The sequence below is a fragment of the Parvimonas pharyngis genome (genome assembly GCF_046569675.1).
Lineage (GTDB): Bacteria > Bacillota > Clostridia > Tissierellales > Peptoniphilaceae > Parvimonas.
This window is the reverse complement of the sequence record NZ_JBKICJ010000001.1, coordinates 72,331-92,613: the sequence shown is the minus strand read 5'-3', so window position 1 is coordinate 92,613 and position 20,283 is coordinate 72,331. Positions and strand designations below refer to the sequence as shown.

General features: G+C 30.8%; 34 protein-coding genes. 2 read left to right on the top strand and 32 right to left on the bottom strand.

What is annotated here, in order from left to right; genetic code table 11:
- Positions 1-6: 6 nt before the first annotated feature.
- Positions 7-1,209, bottom strand: a complete 1,203-nt coding sequence (locus tag ACLGL0_RS00485) for an AI-2E family transporter (protein WP_411013229.1) — start codon at positions 1,207-1,209, stop codon at positions 7-9.
- An 11-nt stretch (positions 1,210-1,220) separates the two neighbouring features.
- Positions 1,221-2,357 carry a cysteine desulfurase family protein gene (locus tag ACLGL0_RS00480; protein WP_411013228.1) on the bottom strand — a complete coding sequence of 379 codons (1,137 nt, stop codon included), beginning with the start codon at positions 2,355-2,357 and terminating at the stop codon, positions 1,221-1,223.
- Positions 2,358-2,724: 367 nt separating this feature from the next.
- On the opposite strand from ACLGL0_RS00480, the gene ACLGL0_RS00475 reads away from it, so the two are divergent.
- Both ACLGL0_RS00475 and ACLGL0_RS00470 read left to right on the top strand, forming a co-directional pair.
- Entirely contained in the window at positions 2,725-3,810 is a 1,086-nt protein-coding gene (locus ACLGL0_RS00475; RefSeq protein ID WP_411013227.1) for an ABC transporter substrate-binding protein, read from the top strand.
- A gap of 13 nt (positions 3,811-3,823) precedes the next feature.
- Positions 3,824-5,959, top strand: a complete 2,136-nt coding sequence (locus ACLGL0_RS00470; protein ID WP_411013226.1) for a molybdopterin-containing oxidoreductase family protein — start codon at positions 3,824-3,826, stop codon at positions 5,957-5,959.
- 88 nt (positions 5,960-6,047) lie between these two features.
- Here ACLGL0_RS00470 and rplQ read toward each other — a convergent pair whose 3' ends face one another.
- The 30 genes from rplQ to rpsJ all read right to left on the bottom strand — a co-directional run bounded on the left by rplQ (position 6,048) and on the right by rpsJ (position 20,037).
- The gene (rplQ, locus tag ACLGL0_RS00465) at positions 6,048-6,392 is read right to left on the bottom strand and encodes a 50S ribosomal protein L17 (RefSeq protein ID WP_009448039.1); all 345 of its coding nucleotides are present in this window, start codon (positions 6,390-6,392) and stop codon (positions 6,048-6,050) included.
- A gap of 17 nt (positions 6,393-6,409) precedes the next feature.
- Positions 6,410-7,351, bottom strand: coding sequence for a DNA-directed RNA polymerase subunit alpha (locus ACLGL0_RS00460; RefSeq protein WP_233055443.1), 942 nt, complete (start codon positions 7,349-7,351; stop codon positions 6,410-6,412).
- 62 nt (positions 7,352-7,413) lie between these two features.
- On the bottom strand, positions 7,414-7,809 hold the full coding sequence (gene rpsK / locus ACLGL0_RS00455) for a 30S ribosomal protein S11 (RefSeq protein ID WP_004833590.1): 396 nt from the start codon (positions 7,807-7,809) through the stop codon (positions 7,414-7,416).
- Positions 7,810-7,822: 13 nt separating this feature from the next.
- On the bottom strand, positions 7,823-8,191 hold the full coding sequence (gene rpsM / locus ACLGL0_RS00450) for a 30S ribosomal protein S13 (RefSeq protein ID WP_411013225.1): 369 nt from the start codon (positions 8,189-8,191) through the stop codon (positions 7,823-7,825).
- Positions 8,192-8,214: 23 nt separating this feature from the next.
- Positions 8,215-8,328, bottom strand: a complete 114-nt coding sequence (rpmJ, locus tag ACLGL0_RS00445; protein ID WP_004833592.1) for a 50S ribosomal protein L36 — start codon at positions 8,326-8,328, stop codon at positions 8,215-8,217.
- A gap of 16 nt (positions 8,329-8,344) precedes the next feature.
- Positions 8,345-8,563 (bottom strand): translation initiation factor IF-1, encoded by a 219-nt coding sequence (gene infA, locus ACLGL0_RS00440; protein ID WP_233055442.1) that lies wholly within the window; start codon positions 8,561-8,563, stop codon positions 8,345-8,347.
- 12 nt (positions 8,564-8,575) lie between these two features.
- Positions 8,576-8,857 (bottom strand): hypothetical protein, encoded by a 282-nt coding sequence (locus tag ACLGL0_RS00435; RefSeq protein WP_233055441.1) that lies wholly within the window; start codon positions 8,855-8,857, stop codon positions 8,576-8,578.
- A 27-nt stretch (positions 8,858-8,884) separates the two neighbouring features.
- The gene (locus tag ACLGL0_RS00430) at positions 8,885-9,526 is read right to left on the bottom strand and encodes an adenylate kinase (protein ID WP_233055440.1); all 642 of its coding nucleotides are present in this window, start codon (positions 9,524-9,526) and stop codon (positions 8,885-8,887) included.
- A 17-nt stretch (positions 9,527-9,543) separates the two neighbouring features.
- A complete protein-coding gene (gene secY, locus ACLGL0_RS00425; RefSeq protein ID WP_411013224.1) occupies positions 9,544-10,821 on the bottom strand; it encodes a preprotein translocase subunit SecY in 1,278 nt (425 codons plus the stop codon).
- Between the two features lies 1 nt (position 10,822).
- Positions 10,823-11,272, bottom strand: a complete 450-nt coding sequence (gene rplO / locus ACLGL0_RS00420) for a 50S ribosomal protein L15 (protein ID WP_233055438.1) — start codon at positions 11,270-11,272, stop codon at positions 10,823-10,825.
- Between the two features lie 13 nt (positions 11,273-11,285).
- Complete coding sequence (rpmD, locus tag ACLGL0_RS00415) at positions 11,286-11,465, bottom strand: 50S ribosomal protein L30 (protein WP_233055437.1); 180 nt, start codon at positions 11,463-11,465, stop codon at positions 11,286-11,288.
- A 14-nt stretch (positions 11,466-11,479) separates the two neighbouring features.
- Positions 11,480-11,986 (bottom strand): 30S ribosomal protein S5, encoded by a 507-nt coding sequence (rpsE, locus tag ACLGL0_RS00410; RefSeq protein WP_009448001.1) that lies wholly within the window; start codon positions 11,984-11,986, stop codon positions 11,480-11,482.
- A gap of 17 nt (positions 11,987-12,003) precedes the next feature.
- Positions 12,004-12,369: a 50S ribosomal protein L18 gene (gene rplR / locus ACLGL0_RS00405; protein ID WP_009447719.1), complete on the bottom strand. Its 366-nt coding sequence runs from the start codon at positions 12,367-12,369 to the stop codon at positions 12,004-12,006.
- 16 nt (positions 12,370-12,385) lie between these two features.
- A complete protein-coding gene (gene rplF, locus ACLGL0_RS00400) occupies positions 12,386-12,925 on the bottom strand; it encodes a 50S ribosomal protein L6 (protein WP_233055435.1) in 540 nt (179 codons plus the stop codon).
- Positions 12,926-12,959: 34 nt separating this feature from the next.
- Positions 12,960-13,355 carry a 30S ribosomal protein S8 gene (gene rpsH, locus ACLGL0_RS00395; protein ID WP_004833608.1) on the bottom strand — a complete coding sequence of 132 codons (396 nt, stop codon included), beginning with the start codon at positions 13,353-13,355 and terminating at the stop codon, positions 12,960-12,962.
- A 24-nt stretch (positions 13,356-13,379) separates the two neighbouring features.
- Positions 13,380-13,649 carry a 30S ribosomal protein S14 gene (rpsN, locus tag ACLGL0_RS00390; RefSeq protein WP_004833609.1) on the bottom strand — a complete coding sequence of 90 codons (270 nt, stop codon included), beginning with the start codon at positions 13,647-13,649 and terminating at the stop codon, positions 13,380-13,382.
- 16 nt (positions 13,650-13,665) lie between these two features.
- Positions 13,666-14,208 carry a 50S ribosomal protein L5 gene (rplE, locus tag ACLGL0_RS00385; protein ID WP_009372736.1) on the bottom strand — a complete coding sequence of 181 codons (543 nt, stop codon included), beginning with the start codon at positions 14,206-14,208 and terminating at the stop codon, positions 13,666-13,668.
- 19 nt (positions 14,209-14,227) lie between these two features.
- Positions 14,228-14,539 (bottom strand): 50S ribosomal protein L24, encoded by a 312-nt coding sequence (gene rplX / locus ACLGL0_RS00380; RefSeq protein ID WP_314557441.1) that lies wholly within the window; start codon positions 14,537-14,539, stop codon positions 14,228-14,230.
- A 14-nt stretch (positions 14,540-14,553) separates the two neighbouring features.
- Complete coding sequence (gene rplN / locus ACLGL0_RS00375; RefSeq protein ID WP_009372516.1) at positions 14,554-14,922, bottom strand: 50S ribosomal protein L14; 369 nt, start codon at positions 14,920-14,922, stop codon at positions 14,554-14,556.
- 24 nt (positions 14,923-14,946) lie between these two features.
- Entirely contained in the window at positions 14,947-15,201 is a 255-nt protein-coding gene (rpsQ, locus tag ACLGL0_RS00370) for a 30S ribosomal protein S17 (RefSeq protein ID WP_314557438.1), read from the bottom strand.
- A gap of 6 nt (positions 15,202-15,207) precedes the next feature.
- Positions 15,208-15,414, bottom strand: coding sequence for a 50S ribosomal protein L29 (gene rpmC, locus ACLGL0_RS00365; protein WP_009448199.1), 207 nt, complete (start codon positions 15,412-15,414; stop codon positions 15,208-15,210).
- The gene (gene rplP / locus ACLGL0_RS00360; RefSeq protein WP_004833615.1) at positions 15,404-15,838 is read right to left on the bottom strand and encodes a 50S ribosomal protein L16; all 435 of its coding nucleotides are present in this window, start codon (positions 15,836-15,838) and stop codon (positions 15,404-15,406) included. The genes rpmC and rplP overlap by 11 nt, the downstream gene beginning before the upstream one ends.
- Positions 15,839-15,861: 23 nt before the next feature.
- Positions 15,862-16,596, bottom strand: a complete 735-nt coding sequence (gene rpsC, locus ACLGL0_RS00355; RefSeq protein WP_233055433.1) for a 30S ribosomal protein S3 — start codon at positions 16,594-16,596, stop codon at positions 15,862-15,864.
- 17 nt (positions 16,597-16,613) lie between these two features.
- Positions 16,614-16,946: a 50S ribosomal protein L22 gene (gene rplV / locus ACLGL0_RS00350; RefSeq protein WP_004833617.1), complete on the bottom strand. Its 333-nt coding sequence runs from the start codon at positions 16,944-16,946 to the stop codon at positions 16,614-16,616.
- A gap of 19 nt (positions 16,947-16,965) precedes the next feature.
- Entirely contained in the window at positions 16,966-17,250 is a 285-nt protein-coding gene (rpsS, locus tag ACLGL0_RS00345) for a 30S ribosomal protein S19 (RefSeq protein WP_009372520.1), read from the bottom strand.
- Positions 17,251-17,266: 16 nt separating this feature from the next.
- Positions 17,267-18,100, bottom strand: coding sequence for a 50S ribosomal protein L2 (gene rplB, locus ACLGL0_RS00340; RefSeq protein WP_233055432.1), 834 nt, complete (start codon positions 18,098-18,100; stop codon positions 17,267-17,269).
- A gap of 17 nt (positions 18,101-18,117) precedes the next feature.
- On the bottom strand, positions 18,118-18,408 hold the full coding sequence (rplW, locus tag ACLGL0_RS00335) for a 50S ribosomal protein L23 (RefSeq protein ID WP_172965474.1): 291 nt from the start codon (positions 18,406-18,408) through the stop codon (positions 18,118-18,120).
- Positions 18,405-19,028 (bottom strand): 50S ribosomal protein L4, encoded by a 624-nt coding sequence (gene rplD / locus ACLGL0_RS00330; RefSeq protein ID WP_314557430.1) that lies wholly within the window; start codon positions 19,026-19,028, stop codon positions 18,405-18,407. Before rplD ends, rplW begins: the two co-directional genes overlap by 4 nt.
- Before the next feature lie 17 nt (positions 19,029-19,045).
- Complete coding sequence (gene rplC, locus ACLGL0_RS00325; protein WP_233055430.1) at positions 19,046-19,672, bottom strand: 50S ribosomal protein L3; 627 nt, start codon at positions 19,670-19,672, stop codon at positions 19,046-19,048.
- 53 nt (positions 19,673-19,725) lie between these two features.
- Complete coding sequence (rpsJ, locus tag ACLGL0_RS00320) at positions 19,726-20,037, bottom strand: 30S ribosomal protein S10 (protein WP_009354283.1); 312 nt, start codon at positions 20,035-20,037, stop codon at positions 19,726-19,728.
- Positions 20,038-20,283: the final 246 nt, after the last annotated feature.

The following is a 20,283-nucleotide window of genomic DNA, read 5'->3' as shown; positions in this document are numbered from 1 at the left end:
TCCCTCTTAATTTTCATTTTTATCTTTATATAAATATTTTTTTACATACGGTTTAGTATTATCATAAATTATCTTAACTACAGCTGCGACTGGTACAGAGAAAATCATTCCTAATACTCCAAACATTCCTCCGCCAACAATTAATAAAATTAAAACTATAAGAGGATGCATTCCAGTGCTGTCTCCAAGTATCTTTGGTCCTAATATGTTATTTTCTAACCATTGTACAAAACCAAACAATGCTACAACCCATAATGCAGTAAATGGTCCTTTAAATAATGCAAGTAAAACTGCAGGAATAAATCCTAAAAACGGTCCTATGTAAGGTATAATATCTGCTACACATGTAATAACCCCTATTACAAAGGAGAATTCAATTCTAAATACCATTAAGTATATCATAGTAGCAACACCAACAAATATTGCCATTATAATTCTACCTCTTACGAACATAGATAAAGATTCATCAATTTCTTTCCAAACTTTAACAAAAAAATTCTCATACTTATCTGGCACACTTTTACTAATCGCATTCAATATTTTATCTTTTTCAAGCAACAAATAAAACGTTATAACAGGAATTAAAATTAACTGAATTATTATACCAATAAAATTTGATATTCCTGCAACCATTCCTGTTATCCAAGTTCCAGAGGATGCTAGTATAGTATTCGCAATTTTTACAAGTTGACCATTTACACTTGTTATCATTTGATTAATAAAAGGAACATTTGTAAATAAATTTTGTCTAATACTTTCACTATAATCAACAAAATTTCTTACCATATCTGGCAATGAAAATAGTAAATGTTTAAACTGTTTAAATGTACTTGGAAATATTCCTATTGCTAAAATAAAGATTGAAAGTGCTATTATAACATAAATAAGTATTATTGCATACAATCTTTTTATATTCTTTCTCTCTAAAAATTTCATAAAAGGATTTAAAATATATGCTATAATTACCGATGCTAAAAAAGTATATAAAGTAACCTTTAAAATAGTATATGTTCTAAATAATATATACATTATAAATATAGATAGAATACAAAGTGTAATTCTTAAAACCTTATATTTGTTAAATTTTATTTTTTCTCCATTTTCTAGCCTTTTATTAGAAAATTGAATTGAAACATATATTCCAACAACTAATAAAATTGCAATCAATATCTTTATAGTAATATTTAAAAATAAATCAAAATTTGGCATGTTACCTCCATCTAATCAATTATTTCTTTTAAAGCTATAATAAACTCATCTATTTCTTCAAATGAATTATTCTCACTAAAACTAATTCTAATTGCGCTATTTTTTAATTCATCATCTAAACCCATCGATTCTAAAACATGTGAATTCTCAACAGCCCCGCTACTACAAGCTGATCCTCCCGAAATGCAAATTCCTCGAAGATCCATACTCATGATTATCATTTCTTTATCAACTCCAGGAAAAGAAATATTTATATTCCCTGAAGCTCTGTTATCTAGAGAACCGTTGATAACATATTTTGGTATATTTTCTTGTAATTTATTTAAAAAATAATCTCTTAAAGAAAATCTTTTTGAAATATTTATATCTATTGATTTTCTCAAAATATCAATAGCTTTAGAAAACCCAACAATACCTGCTACATTTTCTGTTCCAGCACGTCTAGAACGTTCTTGACTTCCGCCAAATATAAAATTTTCAATATCTATACCTGATTTAATATATAAGGCTCCAATTCCTTTTGGTGCGTGCACTTTATGACCAGATATAGAAAGTAAATCAACATTTAAGTCTTTGACATTGATTCTAATCTCTGATAAAGCTTGAACTGCATCTGTGTGAAATATAATATTAGGATTTTTATCTTTAACAGCTTTACATATTGTTTTTATATCTTGAATAGTTCCGATTTCATTATTTATATACATTATAGATACTAAAACTGTATCTTTTCTTAATGCATTAACTACATCTTTTACATCTATAAAACCTTCCTTATTGGGATTAATAAAAGTAACATCAAATCCTAATTTCTTTAAGAATTTTGATGTTTCTATTACTGCTGAATGTTCAAAAGAACTAACAATAATATGACCAGTATTATAACCTTTAAATAATGTAGGTCCAATCAACGCCCAATTATCTGCTTCTGTTCCTCCTGATGTAAAAAATAATTCATTTTTATCTGCATTTATATATGTTGAAATATTCTCTCTTGATTTTTCAATTGCAACTCTAGATTTTTGTGAAAATTCATAAACTGAAGATGGATTTGAGTAATTTTTTATCATAAACTCATCCATTGCATCGTAAACTTCTTCATATAAACTTGTAGTTGCAGAATTATCAAAATAAATAATATTATCCATATGCACAAAACTCCATTTTTTAAAATAAAATATATCACTATAATTATACTCTAATATGCTATAAAATACAAGAAAATCTAATAAAAAGTCATTTAAATAAAAACTACTTTTAGTAATTTTTAATAAAATTATCTTAATATATTTTACTATAATATTTTATATTTCTTACTATATATTTTTTAAAAGGAAACAATAACACACGTCTTTTATTTTTAACTAATTATTTCCAATTATAAGATTTATTAATTATAAAAAATTTTTTATTAGAAATTAATATAATAAAATATTTAAAAATAAACATTTATTGTGTTATAATAAATATATAAATATATTAATATAATATATAAATTTTATTAGGAGGAAAACCATGAAAAAAATGTATTCAAAATTATGTATGTTAGTTTGTATAAGTATTGGTCTAAGTGCTTGTGGACAAACTGCAAAGAAAGTAGAAAACAGTTCGTCAAAAAACGAATCTACTGAAGTAAACAATTCTAATTTAAAAATGGAAACTGTTAATTTAAATGACCCTAATTTAGAAGAACAGTGGAAAAAAGAACCATACTATGGAAAAAAAATTAAAGTTGGATTTGAAGGCGCCTTATGTACTAGTGGTCTTGGAGTAGCTCAAGTTAAAGGTTTTTTTGCTAAATATGGACTAGATGCTGAAATTATTAATACTCCTAATATGTTTGATGCCATTGGTACTGGAAAATTAGATGCAATAACACATCATATTTCAGCTTCAATGGTCCCAGCATTTAATGGTGTTGATATGGTTTTTGCTAGAGCAGCTCAAACTGGTTGTAGAAGTTTATATGTTCTTAATAATTCGGATATAAAATCAACAAAAGACTTAGTTGGAAAAGAAGTTGCAATATCTGGTGGTGGTATTGGAGGACATGATCATAATATCGCTCTTAGATTCTTATTTAGAGATGGTGTTGACTATAAAAGTGTTAAATTTAAACCTATAGAATCAGCTGCAACTATTCAAGCTATGAAAAACGGAGAAGTTCATGCTGCAATATTATCTGATCAATTTGCAAAAAAATTTGTTGATAGCGGTGAATTAAGATATATAAGATCAATAACTTTTGATGATGATTTTAAAGAAGAACCTTGCTGCACATTAATATTAAATAAAACTTTTGTTGAGCAAAATCCTATTACTGCTGCTAAACTTGTAGAAGCTCATAAAGAAGCTAGTAATTGGATTGAAGATAACAAATATGATGCAGCAAAGTTAATGAAAGCAAATAACTGGGGATCAGGAGATGTAGAATCAGATTATAAATTTTTACAAACATATAACTTTAAAGTAACTGATGAACAAATGGAAAAAACTTTAAATCAAGTAATTAATGACTATAAAGAATTTGGAATAATTACAAAAGATGTAAGTACACAAGATATTCTAAATAAGATATATAAACCTAGAAAAGTAAAATAAAGGAGATAATATTTTGACTAAGAAAAATTGCATTTGCGGAATTTGTCCTGGAGATTGCCAAGTTGAAATTGAATTAATAGATGGACATATTAAAAATATTAAACCTTCTGACGAAAAAAAACCCTCTGCAATTTGCTTAAGAGGATTATATTCAGATGAGATTGTAAATTCTAATGATAGACTAAAAAAGCCTCTTATTAGAGTTGGAAAAAAAGGTGAAGGTAAATTTAGAGAAGCTAGTTGGGACGAAGCTATTAAGTATATAGGAGAAAATTTTAATAGAATTATTAAATCAAATGGTCCTCATGCTCTTATGAGTCATGTTGGTAGAGGCGGATTTGAATATAGTACAGATGATTATGTCCATGTAAAATCTCCTGGAAAAGCACCTGGCGGATTTTTTTCTCCAATAGGATCACTAAATAATAGTAGTGTAGGTTCTCTTTGTTATGTAAGTTATGGTGTTTTTGCTCCAATAACAACAATGGGATTCCCTGCAACATGGTTGGAACCTGATATTGAAAACACAAATCTCCTTGTTATTTGGGGAACAAATCCAAAAACAGATTCTCCCCCATTTAAATATGATAGAATATTAAAAGCAAAAAGAAGAGGCTGTAAAATTATTGTTATAGACCATTATAAATGTGATATTGCAGAAATTGCTGATTTATACATACCAATTAAATCTGGAACTGATGGATATTTTATATTATCATTATTAAATTATATGTTTAATAATAATATGTTAGATAAAGAATTCTTAGAAAAATACACTTATGGTAAAAAAGAATTTTTAGAATATATTAAGGATTTTTCTATTGATTCCTGTAAAAAGATGACAAATATTAACGAAGATAATTTTATCAAATTCGCAAAACTTATTACAAATGAACCTGCTGCATTAATAACTTATACTGGACTTGAATATTCAAATTCTGGGGTTCAAACAATAAGAAGTTTATATACTCTATGGGCTCTGTCTAAAAATTTAGATGTCAAAGGTGGGCTTCTAATTAAGCCAAAAACCAAAAATATGTATGATAGAGTTAAAACTCCAAATATTAAAGATATGCATATAAGAATGATTGGAGAAGAAGAGTTCCCACTTTTTGTAAAACTTCTTTGTCAACCACAATTTATGATGTTTCCTAAAGCAGTTTTGAATAAGGAGCCTTACGAAATAAAAGGACTATTAAATATTGGTGCTGCAATATCAAATAACTATCCCAACTCAGAATTGTTTGAAAAAGCACTATTAAATTTAGACTTCTTTGTAAATGTAGATAGATTTCTAACAAAAGATTCTTTATATGCTGATGTTGTTCTTCCAGCTACAACTTATTATGAAGATGAGAGTTTTGTAATATATCCAGATAGAGTTGAAAAAAGAGAAAGAATAATAGAACCTATTGGAGAATCAAAATCTAATATCTATATCTTACAATTAATTGCTGAAGAATTAGGTTTTGGAGAACAATATCCAAAAAATGATCAAGAACTATTGGAATTTTCATTTTATAACACTCCAGAAATATTAGATGCTCTAAAAAAAGATGGTGTATATTATTTTCCAAAAAATTCAGTTGAATTTCAATATGAAAAATATAAAAAAGGACTATTAACACCTGATGGTATAATAGGATTCCCAACACCAACTGGAAAATTTGAAATATACTCAACGCTTCTAAAATCTTATGGGTATGAGCCACTTCCAAAGTATATAAATGCAGAAGAAGGGCAAATAAATACCCCAAATTTGTTTGAAAAATATCCATTAATACTAAATACTGGTTCAAGAATAAAATCAACATTTAGAACACAACATTTGAATATACAAGGATTATTAAATTTCCAACCAAAACCAGAAGTTTTAATTAATCCTATTGATGCTTTAGATAGAGATATTTCAGATGGCGACTGTATTGAGATTTATAATTCAAGAGGATGTATAGAAATGTACGCAAAAGTTACTGACAAAATTCAAAAAGGAGACTTAGAAGTTAATATAGGAGGAGGATCTCGATATCAAAGTAAAGAATGGAGTAAGGCAAATGTGAATTCATTAACTGATAATAATAATATTGATATTATATCAGGATTTCCTTGCTTTAAAAACTTACTTTGTAATGTACGAAAAAAACAATAGTTTATTAATTTTAAGAATAAAAAAGGCACTGTTTATCAGTGCCTTTTAGTAATTTTATATTAAAATCTAATATTAGTTTTTAAGCAAATTATTTAACTAATTCTAAAATCGCCATTTCAGCTGCGTCCCCTTGTCTAGGTCCTAGCTTTAATATTCTTGTATATCCACCGTTTCTTTCTTTATAAAGTGGAGCAATTTCTTCAAATAGCTTATGAACTGTTTCAGTCTTGTAAATATAAGCTAAGGCTTGTCTTCTTGCATGAAGATCACCCTTTTTACCAAGAGTTATCATCTTTTCAGCTACTCTTCTAGTTTCCTTTGCTCTTGTTAACGTAGTTTCAATCTTACCATTTTCAAAAAGAGATTGAACTTGATTTCTAAGCATTGCATCTCTATGATCTGCTCTACGTCCAAGTTTTCTTAAATTAGCCAAAGTACTACCTCCTCTTTTTATTCTTCATCTAAAAATTTTAAACCTAATTCGTGAATTTTATCTATTACTTCTTCTACAGACTTCTTACCAAAGTTTTTAATCTTCTTTAGTTGTTCTATATCTTGAGAAATAATGTCTTTAACTGTATCAAGATTTGCTCTTTTCAAACAGTTAAAACTTCTAAGGGATAAATCTAATTCTTCAACACTCTTTGATAAAACACTATTAGTGTCTAAATTTTTACCATCTTTTATACTTGAATTATCAAGGTTAATGTCTGGTAGTGATCTAAATAGACTTAAGTAATCTATAAAAATTCCAGCACCTGTTGAAAGAGCTTCTTGTGGAGTTATAGTTCCATTTGTCCAAACTTCAATTTCAAGTTTATCAAAATCTATACTTTGTCCAACTCTAGTATTCCCTACTGTAAAGTTAACTTTCTTTACAGGAGAGAAAGAAGAATCAACTGCTATTGAATTAATATCACAGTATTCTTTATTCAAATCGCTAACTCTATAGCCTTTACCATTTAAGACTAATAAATCCATTCTGATTTCTCCCTCTTCATTAAGAGTTGTTATATAATGATCTTTATTAGCTATTTCAACATTTTGATTTTCAGAAATATCTCCAGCTGTTACAACTTTTGGCCCTTTTACATTTAATTCTAATACTACAGGCTCATCATTAAATTTCTTTAATGCAATTCCTTTTATATTAATTAAAATTTCTGGAACATCAGCTATTGAACCTTTAATAGTTGTAAACTCATGTCCAACACCATCAATTTTAACAGTTGCTATGGCAGATCCAGGAAGAGAACCCAAAAGAACTCTTCTCATAGAATTACCTAATGTAGTACCATATCCTCTATCTAGAGGCATAATAGCAAATTTACCATAGTTTTTTTCAAGATCTATATCTAAAACTTCAATATTTGTATTTAAATCTTCTGTCATAGACTTTATCCTCCTTAGTCTAATTCATATTGAAACTTTTAAATACTTTTAAAAGTTTACAATTACACTCTTCTTCTCTTTGGTGGTCTACAACCATTATGTGGAATTGGAGTAACATCCTTAATTAAACTAACTTCAAGTCCAGTAGCTTGTAATGATCTGATAGCAGCTTCTCTACCTGATCCAGGTCCTTTAACATAAACTTCTACAACTTTTAGTCCATGTTCCATAGCTTTTTTTGCAGCTTCTTCAGCAGCTTGTTGTGCAGCAAATGGAGTAGATTTTCTTGATCCTCTAAAACCTAATTGTCCAGCACTTGCCCAAGAAATTACATTACCGTTTAAATCACTTAGAGTTACCATAGTGTTATTAAATGAAGAAACGATATGAGCTTGTCCTTTTTCAATGTTTTTACGCTCTCTTCTCTTAACACGAGCTTTTTGTTTCTTAATTGCCAATTAAATCCCCTCCTTATTTACCATTTTTTGTTCCAGAAACTTTCTTTGGACCTTTTCTAGTTCTGGCATTATTTTTAGTATTTTGTCCTCTTACAGGTAAACCTCTTCTATGTCTGATTCCTCTGTAACAGTTTATTTCTCTTAATCTTTTAATATTCATAGCGATTTCTCTACGTAAATCACCTTCAACAAGATATTTATCTATTTCAGCTCTTATTAAAGCAACTTCAGCTTCAGTTAAATCTTTAACTCTTGTATCTGGGTTGATTCCAGCATTTCTAAGAATATCGTTTGAAGTCTTTCTACCTATACCATAGATATAAGTCAAACCTATTTCTACCCTTTTTTCTCTTGGTAAGTCGACACCTACAATTCTTGCCACTGTTACCTACACCTCCATCTTTATTAACCTTGTTTTTGTTTGTGCTTTGGATTTTCACAAATCACCATTACTCTACCTTTTCTTCTGATGATTTTACATTTTTCGCACATTTTTTTTACTGATGGTCTTACTTTCATTTAAGTCCCTCCTATGCTACTTGTTTCGCCAAGTTATTCTTCCCTTTGTTAAATCATAAGGTGAAAGTTCAACTAATACCTTATCACCTGGAAGAATTCTTATATAATTCATTCTTAATTTTCCTGATATATGAGCTGTTATTTCATGACCATTTGCAAGTTTAACCTTGAATATAGTATTCGGCATAGCTTCAATAACAGTTCCTTCAACTTCTATAACATCCTTTTTGGACATTTAAAGAACCTCCTATTTTTCTACATTATCTTGTATATATGATTTTAATAATTTTCTCAAATTAGAATCATTAAATGATAATGGATTCAAACTAAAATCTTTAAGCACGTCATTATAAATTTGCAAATGCTTTGACTTTTTAAGTTTAGGTTTAGAAAGAGGTCTGTTACTACCATTAGCAATTTTTACTAATGATGAACTAATTACCTCAACTATGATCATTACTTCGCCCTTGTCCCGGCCCTTAAGTGATTTTACAACCTGACCTACTTTAAAATCAAAATTTAGATCCATAGTATACTCTCCAAAATGATTGACATTTTAAGAAAGAGACTCCTTAATTTGTGAAAAGACATCCTCAATAGGTAAAGTACCATCAACAGTTAAAATCAATCCTAAATTTTTGTAAAAATCAATTAGTGGAAAAGTTTGGTTTTCATATACTTCTATACGATCTAAAACTGTTTTTTCATTATCATCTGCTCTTTGAATAACTTCACCAGAACATTTATCACAAACACTATCTTTTGATGTTGGTTTGTTGTCTACATGATAAGTTTCTCCACAATTCTTACATACTCTTCTTCCAGAAAGTCTTTTTACTAATATATTTTTATCAACATCAATATTAATAACTCTATCTAGTTTAAGACCTCTTTCTTCTAAGCCTTTTTGTAAGGCTTCTGCTTGATTAATTGTTCTTGGAAAACCATCTAATAAGAATCCATTTTTACAGTCATCATTTGAAAGTCTATCCCATACTAAATCAATAGTAAGTTCATCAGGAACTAATTGTCCATTGTCTAAATAAGACTTTACTTTTTTTCCAAGTTCTGTTTCATTTTTAATATTATGTCTAAAAATATCTCCTGTTGAAATATGAGTGATTCCATATTCAGCAACGATACTTGACGCTTGAGTTCCCTTTCCGGCTCCCGGGGGCCCTAACAAAATTAGTCTCATATTATATCTCCTATAAACTATTTATTCAAAAAACCTTTATAGTGTCTCATCAACATCATAGATTCTATTTGCTTCATTGTTTCAATTACTACACCAACTATAATTATAACTGATGTTCCACCAAAGTTAATTTTCATTCCACTTATACGTGAAATAACAATTGGCGCTGAAGCAATTAAAGCTAGAATAATAGAACCTGAGAAAGTAATTCTATTTGATATTTTTTGTAAATATTCTCCGGTTGGTTTTCCAGGTCTAATTCCAGGAATAAATCCACCGTATTGTTGTAAATTTTTTGCGTATTCAACAGTGTTAAATTGAATTGATGAATAAAAGAATCCAAACAATATTATCAATATAAAATTCAATATTGAATATACATACACACCAACTGAACCTTCAACTGTTAAGTATGAACTAATCCAATTTGGAGTTCCACCAGAAAATAATAATGAAAGAGTTTGTGGCATTGCTAATAAAGATGATGCAAAGATTACTGGCATTACACCGCTCATATTAACTTTTATAGGAATATGAGTAGCTTGTCCGCCATACATTTTCCTTCCAACAACTTTTTTTGCATATTGAACTGTTATTTTTCTTTCACCTTCATTTATAAGTACAACAATTACAACTATTGCAATAGCCGCTAGTACTACACCTATTATAGTAAGAATTCCAACTGTTCCAGTTATTATTCCGTAAATAAATGTTCCGATTTGTGTTGGTAAATTTGAAACAATACCAAGGAAGATAATAATTGAAATACCATTACCTACTCCTTTTTCTGTAATTATTTCACCTAACCAAACTAAGAACATTGAGCCAGCTAATAAAGATGTAATAATCAATGCTGATTGAATATATCCTTTAGCAACAATAGCTTTAGCAAATAATCCATTTGCAATTGCCATAGCTTCAAAAATCCCAAGTATAACTGCACCTATTTTAGTATATTTTGCAACTTTTTTCTTACCCATCTCACCATCTCTTGCGATTTCTCCAAGTCTTGGGAATGCAATAGTAAGAAGTTGTACAACTATTGATGCTGTAATGTAAGGATAAATACTTAGAGCAAAAACACTCATTTGTTTTAAACTACCTCCGGCAAGTAAATCTAATAGATTTACTAAACCGCCAGTGTTTGAACTCATAAGTTGATTAACAACCTTTTTGTCTATAAATGGAATTGGAATTGTATTACCAAGTCTATAAACAACAATCATCAATATTGTAAAAATCATTTTACTTCTGATTTCTTTTATTCTCCACGCATTTGATAGAGTCTTGAACATACTAGATCACCTCTACCTTTCCTCCAGTGCTTTCTATTTTTTCGATAGCACTCTTAGTAAATTTACTGCAAGATACAGTTAATTTCTTAGTTAATTCTCCATTACCTAAAATCTTAACACCATCTTTCGCTTTAGCTCTTTTAGCTAAATTAACTTCAAATATTAATTCTTCAGTAACTTCTGTACCATCTTCAAAAATATTTAATTGTTCTACATTTACTTCTGCATATTGTTTAGCAAAAATATTAGTAAAACCTCTTTTTGGAAGTCTTCTAAATAGTGGCATTTGTCCACCTTCAAATCCAGGTCTTACTCCACCGCCTGATCTTGAATTTTGACCGTCACGTCCCTTACCGCCGTATTTACCTAGTCCAGAACCGTAACCTCTACCAAGTCTTTTTCTTGCTTTTGAGCCTCCACCTTCAGCAGGTCTTAAATCATGTAACTTCACGCTTTATACCTCCTTAAATTTCTTCAACTTCAAGCATAAAACTTATTTGATTGATCATACCTCTAATTGATGGAGTATCTTCCTTAACAACTGTTTGACCAACTTTTTTTAAACCTAAAGCTTCAACATTTTTAATATGTTTTTGTATTCTACCAATTTTACTCTTTTTAAGTGTTATTTTGAGCTTTGCCATTTTAAAAGCCCCCCTTAACCTAATATTTCTTCTACGGATTTTCCTCTTAATCTAGCTATATCTTCAGCTCTCTTAAGATTCTTTAACCCTTCCATAGTTGCATTAACTATATTTCTAGCATTAGTAGTTCCTAAAGATTTACTTCTAACATCTTTAATTCCTGCAAGTTCGCAAACCGCACGAACAGGACCACCAGCGATAACTCCAGTACCAGCTCCAGCAGGTTTTAATAAAACTCTACCAGCTCCAAAAACTCCAACAATTTCATGAGGAATTGTTGTGTTTACAAGAGGTACTCTAATAACATGTTTCTTAGCATCTTGTACACCTTTTCTAATAGCTTCAGGAACTTCAAGTGCTTTTCCAACACCAACACCAACGTGTCCATTTCCATCTCCTACTACTACAAGAGCGCTAAATCTAAAGTTTCTACCACCTTTTACTACTTTAGTAACACGGTTGATGGCAACTACTCTTTCTTCTAATTCTAATCCTTCTACTTCTTTAATTAAAAGTTCCATTAATTACCCTCCTGATACTAAAATTTAAGTCCAGCTTCTCTGGCACCTTCAGCTAATTCTTTAACTTTTCCGTGATATAAATAACCACTTCTATCAAAAACAACTTCTGTAATGCCTTTTTCAACTGCTTTTTTACCAATTGCTAGACCAACAGCTTTAGCAGCTTCTTTGTTAGATTTTGATTCTAATGAAGCAAATTCTTTATCTAGTGTTGAAGCTGAAACTAAAGTTACACCCTTAGTATCGTCTATAATTTGAGCATATATATTAGTATTACTTCTATATAAATTTAATCTTGGTTTTTCAGGAGTTCCAGAAACTTTTTTTCTTACTCTAGCATGTCTTGCTTTTCTATTTTCATTTTTGTTAATTTGCTTTAACATTAAATTTCACTCCTTCCTATTTACCAGTCTTACCAACTTTACGTCTGATGTATTCTCCTTCATATCTTACACCCTTACCTTTATATGGTTCAGGTCTTCTATGAGCACGAATATTAGCTGCAAAGTTTCCAAGTTTTTGTTTATCTATACCATTAATCACTATCTTAGTTGGTTCAGGAACTTCTACAGTAATTCCTTCTGGATCTAAAACTTCAATCGGATGAGAATATCCTAAGTTTAAAGTTAATTTATTTCCAGCTTTTGCTGCTCTATATCCAGTTCCTTCTATAATCAAAGTTTTAGTAAATCCCTTTGAAACACCTTCAATCATGTTAGCAAGAAGAGTTCTTGTTAAACCATGAAGTGATTTATGTCTTTTTATTTCAGAAGGACGTTCTATACTAATTGTATCTCCTTCTATTTTAATGTTCATTTCACTGCTTAATTTTTGAGCTAATTTTCCCTTAGGTCCTTTTACTTCAACGAAGTTTTCTTCACCTAAAATTACCTCAACTCCAGCAGGAACAACAATTGGTTTTAATCCAATTCTTGACATTGGTTTACCTCCTTAGTTTTAATCCTCAAACATGTTACCAAACGTAACAAAGAACCTCTCCACCAATACCTTCTTTTCTAGCAACTTTATCAGTTACAACTCCTTTTGATGTTGAGATAATTGCGATTCCAAGTCCTCCTAAAACTTTAGGAATTTCATGGCTTCTAGCGTAAACTCTTAAACCAGGTTTTGAAATTCTCTTAAGTCCTGAAATAACTTTTTCGTTGTTTTTTCCATATTTTAAGTCAACTGTGATGATTCCTTGTTTGTCATCTTCAATTACATTATATCCTTCAATAAAACCTTCATCTAATAAAATCTGAACAAGATTTTTTTTCATTTTTGATGCAGGTATTTCAACAGATGAATGTCTTGCGTTATTACCATTTCTAATTCTTGTAAGCATATCTGCTATAGGATCAGTCATCATATAAGCTTCCTCCTTTATTTAATATTACCAACTAGCCTTTTTAACGCCAGGAATTTCTCCCTTGTAAGCTAATTCACGGAACACAATACGGCTGATTCCATATTTTCCAATGTATCCATGAGGACGTCCAGTTATTTTACAACGATTGTGTAAACGAGTTGGTGAAGCATTTCTTGGTAATTTGCTTAAACCAACATAGTCCCCTTTGGCTTTTAATTCTGCACGTTTTGCAGCATATTTTTCAACTAACTTTTGACGTTTTAATTCACGTTGTACCATTGATTTTTTAGCCATTAAATTTCTCCCCCTACTACTTTTTAAAAGGCATTCCTAATAGCTCTAATAATGCTTTAGACTCTTCATCAGTCTTAGCTGTAGTAACTATTATAATATCCATTCCTCTTATTTGATCAATCATATCATATACGATTTCTGGGAATATTAATTGTTCTTTTATACCTAATGCGTAATTTCCTCTTCCATCAAAGCTTGACGCGCTAACACCTCTAAAGTCTCTTACACGTGGAAGAGCTATGTTAACTAATCTATCTAGGAAATCATACATCTTTTCTCCTCTAAGAGTAACTTTAGTACCAATTTTCATACCTTCTCTTAATTTGAAATTAGCGATTGATTTCTTAGCAGTAGTTATTACAGGCTTTTGTCCTGAGATTATTTCTAAGTCTCTTAAAGCGCTTTCTAAAACTTTTGGATTATCTTTAGCTGAACCTAAACCAATATTGATAACAATCTTATTAAGTTTAGGAACCTCCATAATATTTTTATATTTAAAACGTTCCATTAAAGCAGAAACTATTTCTTCTTTATATTTAACTTGCATTCTGGAAGTCACTTAAGATTCCTCCTTTCAACTATTTATCTATTTTTGAACCACTTTTTTTACTGATTCTAACTTTTTTGTCTCCTTCAAGAGCATAACCAATTCTAGAAGGTTTATTTACTTTAGTATCAAAGTACATTACATTTGAAACATCAATACTTCCCTCAATTTTAATTAAACCAGCTTCATCTTTAGGACTTTTAGCTTTCTTGTGTTTAGTTTGAATGTTTACTCCTTCTACTATTACTCTATTTTCTTTTACTAAAGTTTTTAAAACTTTACCAGTTTTGCCTTTATCTTTTCCTGCAATTACAATAACAGTATCTCCAGATTTTATTTTCATTCTAACACCTCCTATTATAATACTTCAGGTGCAAGAGATATAATTTTCATAAAGTTACCAGCTCTTAGCTCTCTTGTAACTGAACCGAAAATTCTTGTACCAACTGGGTTTTTATCATCTTTTATAATTACTGCTGCATTATCATCAAATCTAATGTAGCTTCCATCATTTCTTTTTATGCTGTTTGTTGTTCTAACAATTACCGCTTTTACAACGTCACTTTTCTTAACAACTCCACCTGGTGTAGCACTTTTAACAGTACAAACTACTATATCGCCAACTTTTGCATATTTTTTATTAGTACCACCAAGTACTCTGATAACAAGAAGTTCTTTAGCGCCAGAGTTGTCAGCAACTTTTAAACGACTTTCTGTTTGAATCATACGATACTCCTTTCCAGATGAAAATTATTTTACTCTTTCAAGTATCTCAACAAGTCTCCATCTCTTTTCTCTTGAAAGAGGTCTTGTTTCCATAATTTTAACTCTATCACCAATTAAACATTCATTATTTTCATCATGTGCTTTAAATTTTGTAGTCTTTTTCATTTGTTTTTTATAAAGTGGGTGAGATACAAGAGTTGCAACTTCAACAACAATTGTCTTATCCATTTTATTAGAAACTACATTTCCTATTATGACTTTTCTACTATTTCTTTCCATATAGTATTAAGCCTCCTTTCCAGCATTAAGCTCACGTTCTCTGATAATAGTCTTAACACGAGCTATATCTTTTCTAATGCCACCAATTCTCATAGGATTCTCTAATTGTCCAGTGGCTAATTGAAAACGTAAATTAAATAATTCTACTTTTAAATCTTTTAATTTTGCTTGTAAATCACTATCATTCATTTGGCGAATTTCCTTAATTTTCATTAGCTTCACCTTCCTTCATCTCACGAGTTATAAATTTAGTCTTTACAGGTAACTTATGAGCAGCAAGTCTCATAGCTTCTCTAGCTACATCAACAGGAACACCACTCATTTCGAATAATACTCTACCCGGTTTAACAACTGCTACCCAGTATTCTGGAGCCCCTTTACCAGAACCCATTCTTACTTCAGCAGGTTTTTTTGTAACAGGCTTATCAGGGAATACTTTAATCCAGATCTTACCGCCTCTTTTTATATATCTTGTCATCGCACGTCTTGCAGATTCAATTTGGTTTGCAGTCATCCAGCAAGGTTCTAACGCTTGAATTGCATAATCTCCATAAGAAATTGTATTTCCCCTTAGAGCTTTACCAGTCATTCTGCCTCTATGAACTCTACGATATTTTACTCTCTTAGGCATTAACATAGACTCTTTCCTCCTTCCGGCAACTAAGCTTCTTTCTTAGCACCAGTTTTATTAAATCTTTTCTTATTGTCTTTCTTGTTTCTTCTGTCTTTTTTTGCAGGTTTTTCTTCAACAACTGCAGCTTTCATTCCTGGAAGAACTTCACCTTTATATAACCAAACTTTTACGCCTAATTTTCCATAAGTTGTATCTGCTTCAGCAAATCCATATTCAATGTCAGCTCTTAAAGTTTGTAGAGGAATAGTTCCTTCGGAATATCCTTCAGTTCTAGCCATATCTGCTCCGCCAAGTCTTCCAGAAACAGCAGTTTTAATACCTTTTGCTCCTGATTTTAATGATCTTTGCATAGCTTGTTTCATAGCACGTCTAAAAGATACACGTCTTTCTAATTGTCCAGCAATGTTTTCAGCAACTAATTGAGCACTTAAATCAGGTCTCTTAACTTCTTCAACATTAACAATTACTTTTTTACCAGTTAATTTTTCAATTTTAACTCTTAATTCTTCAACACCAGCACCTGATTTTCCAATTACCATTCCAGGTTTAGCAGTAAATACAGTTACCTTTACTCTATTTGCTGATCTTTCTATTTCAACTTTTGGTACTCCTGAAAGAGCTACCTCTTTTTTAACAAGTTTACGAATATTGTGGTCTTCTACTAATAAATCACCAAATTCTTTTTTATCGGCAAACCATCTTGAGTCCCAATCTTTTATTATTCCAACTCTTAACCCATGAGGATTAACTTTTTGACCCATTTTTTATCCTCCTTATACTATCTTTCTGCTACCGTTACACCAATATGACTTGATCTTTTTAATATTGGGTAAGCTGAACCTTTAGCCTTTGGTCTCCATCTTTTCATAACTGGAGCATCATTTGCATAAGCTTCTAATACATAAAGGTCTTTTCTATCTAAATTATGATTATTTTCCGCATTAGCAACAGCTGATTTTAATACCTTTTCTAATAATCTAGCACCCGCTTTAGGAGTGAATCTTAGAATAGATAAAGCTTCATCTACATGCTTTCCTCTTATTTCTCTACAAATAAAGTTTACTTTAAGAGGTGAAATTCTTTGATATTTTGCAATTGCTTTAGCTTGCATGTTATATCCTCCTTATCTATTATCTTACTTTACTATTTTTTTCGTTTTTGCCAACATGACCCTTGTAAGTTCTTGTTAAAACGAACTCTCCAAGTTTATGTCCTACCATGTCATCAGTAATATATATTGGTAAGTGCTTTCTTCCGTCATGAACAGCTATAGTATGTCCAACAAATTGTGGAAAAATTGTACTTCTTCTTGACCAAGTTTTTACAACTTTTTTTTCATCTGCACTATTTAATGCATCTATTTTCTTTAAAAGATGATCATCACAAAATGGTCCTTTTTTAAGAGATCTACCCATTTGTTTTCCTCCTTAATTAGTTTTTAGTTCTTCTTCTTACTATGAACTTATTAGACTTTTTATTTTTCTTTCTAGTCTTAAGTCCTAAAGCTGGTTTTCCCCAAGGAGTTGAAGGTGCTGGACGTCCTACAGGAGTTCTACCTTCCCCACCACCATGAGGGTGATCTACTGGGTTCATTGCAGATCCTCTAACATGAGGTCTCTTACCCATATGTCTTGATCTTCCGGCTTTACCAATAGTTATAAGTTCGTGACTTAAATTACCAACTTGACCAACTGTAGCTCTACATTCTAAGTGAACTAATCTAAATTCACCTGAAGGTAATCTTAATTGTGCAAATCTTCCTTCTTTACCCATTAATTGAGCTTCGGATCCTGCACTTCTTACAAGTTGTCCACCTTTACCTGGTTTTAACTCAACATTATGAACATTTGTACCAACTGGAATATCTTTTAATTTTAATGCGTTACCGATTACGATATCAGCATTTTCCCCTGATTCAATTTTATCTCCAACCTTTAATCCTTCTGGAGCTAAGATATATCTCTTTTCTCCATCTAAATAATGGATTAATGCTATATTAGCAGTTCTGTTTGGATCGTATTCTATTGAAGCAACTTTTCCTGGTACTCCATCTTTATTTCTTTTAAAATCTATTATTCTATATTTTCTTTTAGCACCGCCGCCTCTATGTCTAACGGTAACTCTACCTAATGAATTTCTTCCACCTGATTTTGATAAAGAAACTAATAATGACTTTTCTGGTTTAGTCTTAGTTATTTCATCAAAAGTTAAAACGCTCATTCCACGTACACCAGCAGAAGTTGGTTTATACTTTCTAATAGCCATTAATATTACCTCCTATATTAAATACTTTCAAAAAATTCAATTTCTTTAGAATCTTCTGTAAGAGTAACAATGGCTTTTTTCCAATCAGGTCTTTTGCCAACATTAGCTCCCATTCTTTTTTTCTTACCAGTAATATTCATTGTATTTACTTGTTTAACTTTTACACCAAAAATTGTTTCTACGGCTTTTTTGATTTCTGATTTATTAGCTCTAGTGTCAACTTTGAAAGTGTATCTTTTTGATTCCATATTTTCCATTGAACGTTCAGTTACAACTGGTTTAATAATAATATCATATGCTGTCATTATGCATACACCTCCTCAATTTTTGAAAGGGCATTTTTTACAATTACAAGATTATCAAATCTCAATAAATCGTAAACATTCATATAATCTACAACAACAGTTTCAACTTTTGGAAGGTTAGCGAATGATTTAACAATCTTTTCATTTCCTTCTGGTAAAACTATTATAGTTTTTGTTTCTAAATTTAAATTTTTCAAAATTTCTTTTGCTTTCTTTGTGCTGAATGCATCAATTGTTAAAGCATCTAAAATTCTTAATTCTCCTTCAAGAACTTTTGAAGTAAGAACTGATCTCATAGCAAGTCTTCTTACTTTTTTAGGAACTGAGTATCTGTAGCTTCTTGGCTTTGGTGCGAATACAACTCCGCCACCTTTCCATTGAGGAGCTCTTATACTACCTTGTCTAGCACGACCAGTACCTTTTTGTCTCCAAGGCTTTCTTCCGCCTCCACGTACTTCTGCACGAGTCTTAGCAGATTGAGTGCCTTGTCTTCTATTAGCTAAATGGTTCTTTACTACTTCATAAACAACATGTTCATTTACTTCAACACCAAAAATAGCTTCGTTTAATTCTATATCACCAACAACTTCTCCAAGTTGGTTATAAACATTAACCTTAGGCATTATTTATCCTCCTTAAACTATCTTTTAACCGCTTCTCTAACTGTTACTAAACCACCTTTAGGTCCTGGAATAGCACCTTTAACAAGAATTAGGTTCTTTTCAACGTCAACTTTTACAACAACAAGATTTTGAACAGTACTTTTTGCATTTCCCATTTTTCCACTTGCTTTTCTACCTTTAAGTACTCTACCTGGGAATGTACCAGCACTTCTAGCACCAGCTACTCTGTGAGATTTTGAACCGTGTCCTTCAGGACCTCTTCCGTAATTCCATCTCTTAATAGCACCTTGAGTACCTTTACCTTTTGAAGTTCCGATAACATCAACTTTATCTCCCTCAGCAAATAAGTCAACTTTTATTTCTTGTCCAGGTTCAAAAGTTTCGCCTTCGTTTAATCTGAATTCTCTTACAAATCTCTTATATCCAACACTTACTTTATCGAAATGTCCTTTAAGAGGTTTTGTAACCTTCTTTTCTTTCTTGTCTACATATCCACATTGGATTGCATTATAACCATCATTTTCAACAGTTTTAACTTGAGTGACGAACATAGGGCCCGCTTCAACTACTGTTACTGGAATAACTGAACCATCTTCAGCAAAAATTTGAGTCATTCCAATTTTCTTACCTAAAATACTCTTCATTGAGTACACCTCCTATTACTTACAGCGGATTGATTTTACAATCATTCTAAGATTTATAACTTAATTTCGATATCTACACCACTTGGAAGATTTAATTTCTTTAAACTTTCCAAAGTTTTTTGGTTAGGATTTAGGATATCAATAAGTCTTTTATGTGTTCTTTGTTCGAATTGTTCTCTACTATCTTTGTATTTGTGAACAGCTCTTAAGATTGTAATGATTTCCTTTTCTGTTGGTAGTGGAATAGGTCCTGATACTTCTGCACCAGTTCTTTTTGCAGATTCCACTATTTGTTGTGCTGAGCTATCGATTAATTCATGATCGTAAGCTCTTAATCTAATTCTGATTTTTTGTTTGTTTGCCAATTTTTTTACCTCCTTGTTTCGCATGTTTTGGCATCATGCAACTAGGTCTTCCGTATCAACTCATCCGTGTGTTCCATTTTCACTTCCAAAAAATACGGCGACCAGTCGCCGAAATCTAGTTCGACATACTCAGAAATAATTACCTCAAAGACCGTAAAATAGCCATTAATTTGAGCAACCTATTTCGTCAACGCCTATTATGTGCATATGAGCACCCATATATTATACTACATCAAATCCAATAAT

Coding starts and splice junctions, on each gene's coding strand:
- rpmD (WP_233055437.1), bottom strand. CDS start 11,465: ATGGCAAAGCTCAAAATAACACTTAAAAAGAGTAAAATTGGTAGAATA.
- rplN (WP_009372516.1), bottom strand. CDS start 14,922: ATGATTCAAACAGAAAGTCGTTTAAAAGTTGCTGACAACTCTGGCGCT.
- rplD (WP_314557430.1), bottom strand. CDS start 19,028: ATGCCTAAGGTTAATGTTTATAACCAACTTGGAGAAGTTGTTGGTGAT.
- rpsH (WP_004833608.1), bottom strand. CDS start 13,355: ATGATGACTGATCCTATAGCAGATATGCTTACAAGAATTAGAAATGGT.
- rpsN (WP_004833609.1), bottom strand. CDS start 13,649: ATGGCTAAAAAATCAATGGTACAACGTGAATTAAAACGTCAAAAGTTA.
- ACLGL0_RS00480 (WP_411013228.1), bottom strand. CDS start 2,357: ATGGATAATATTATTTATTTTGATAATTCTGCAACTACAAGTTTATAT.
- ACLGL0_RS00430 (WP_233055440.1), bottom strand. CDS start 9,526: ATGAGACTAATTTTGTTAGGGCCCCCGGGAGCCGGAAAGGGAACTCAA.
- ACLGL0_RS00435 (WP_233055441.1), bottom strand. CDS start 8,857: ATGGATCTAAATTTTGATTTTAAAGTAGGTCAGGTTGTAAAATCACTT.
- infA (WP_233055442.1), bottom strand. CDS start 8,563: ATGTCCAAAAAGGATGTTATAGAAGTTGAAGGAACTGTTATTGAAGCT.
- rpmC (WP_009448199.1), bottom strand. CDS start 15,414: ATGAAAATTAAGGAAATTCGCCAAATGAATGATAGTGATTTACAAGCA.
- rplR (WP_009447719.1), bottom strand. CDS start 12,369: ATGTTAAAGCAAATTAACAAAAATGAAAATAGAAAAGCAAGACATGCT.
- rplC (WP_233055430.1), bottom strand. CDS start 19,672: ATGAAGAGTATTTTAGGTAAGAAAATTGGAATGACTCAAATTTTTGCT.
- rplB (WP_233055432.1), bottom strand. CDS start 18,100: ATGGCTATTAGAAAGTATAAACCAACTTCTGCTGGTGTACGTGGAATG.
- rpsQ (WP_314557438.1), bottom strand. CDS start 15,201: ATGGAAAGAAATAGTAGAAAAGTCATAATAGGAAATGTAGTTTCTAAT.
- secY (WP_411013224.1), bottom strand. CDS start 10,821: ATGTTCAAGACTCTATCAAATGCGTGGAGAATAAAAGAAATCAGAAGT.
- rplV (WP_004833617.1), bottom strand. CDS start 16,946: ATGCAAGCTAAAGCAATTGCAAAATATCAAAGAATTTCACCTCTTAAA.
- rplP (WP_004833615.1), bottom strand. CDS start 15,838: ATGTTAATGCCTAAGAGAGTAAAATATCGTAGAGTTCATAGAGGCAGA.
- rpmJ (WP_004833592.1), bottom strand. CDS start 8,328: ATGAAAGTAAGACCATCAGTAAAAAAAATGTGCGAAAAATGTAAAATC.
- rpsC (WP_233055433.1), bottom strand. CDS start 16,596: ATGGGTCAAAAAGTTAATCCTCATGGGTTAAGAGTTGGAATAATAAAA.
- rpsS (WP_009372520.1), bottom strand. CDS start 17,250: ATGGGTAGATCTCTTAAAAAAGGACCATTTTGTGATGATCATCTTTTA.
- ACLGL0_RS00475 (WP_411013227.1), top strand. CDS start 2,725: ATGAAAAAAATGTATTCAAAATTATGTATGTTAGTTTGTATAAGTATT.
- ACLGL0_RS00485 (WP_411013229.1), bottom strand. CDS start 1,209: ATGCCAAATTTTGATTTATTTTTAAATATTACTATAAAGATATTGATT.
- rplX (WP_314557441.1), bottom strand. CDS start 14,539: ATGAAAATAAAATCTGGAGATACTGTTATTGTAATTGCAGGAAAAGAT.
- rplF (WP_233055435.1), bottom strand. CDS start 12,925: ATGTCAAGAATTGGATTAAAACCAATTGTTGTTCCTGCTGGAGTTGAG.
- ACLGL0_RS00460 (WP_233055443.1), bottom strand. CDS start 7,351: ATGACAGAAGATTTAAATACAAATATTGAAGTTTTAGATATAGATCTT.
- rpsE (WP_009448001.1), bottom strand. CDS start 11,986: ATGGAACTTTTAATTAAAGAAGTAGAAGGATTAGAATTAGAAGAAAGA.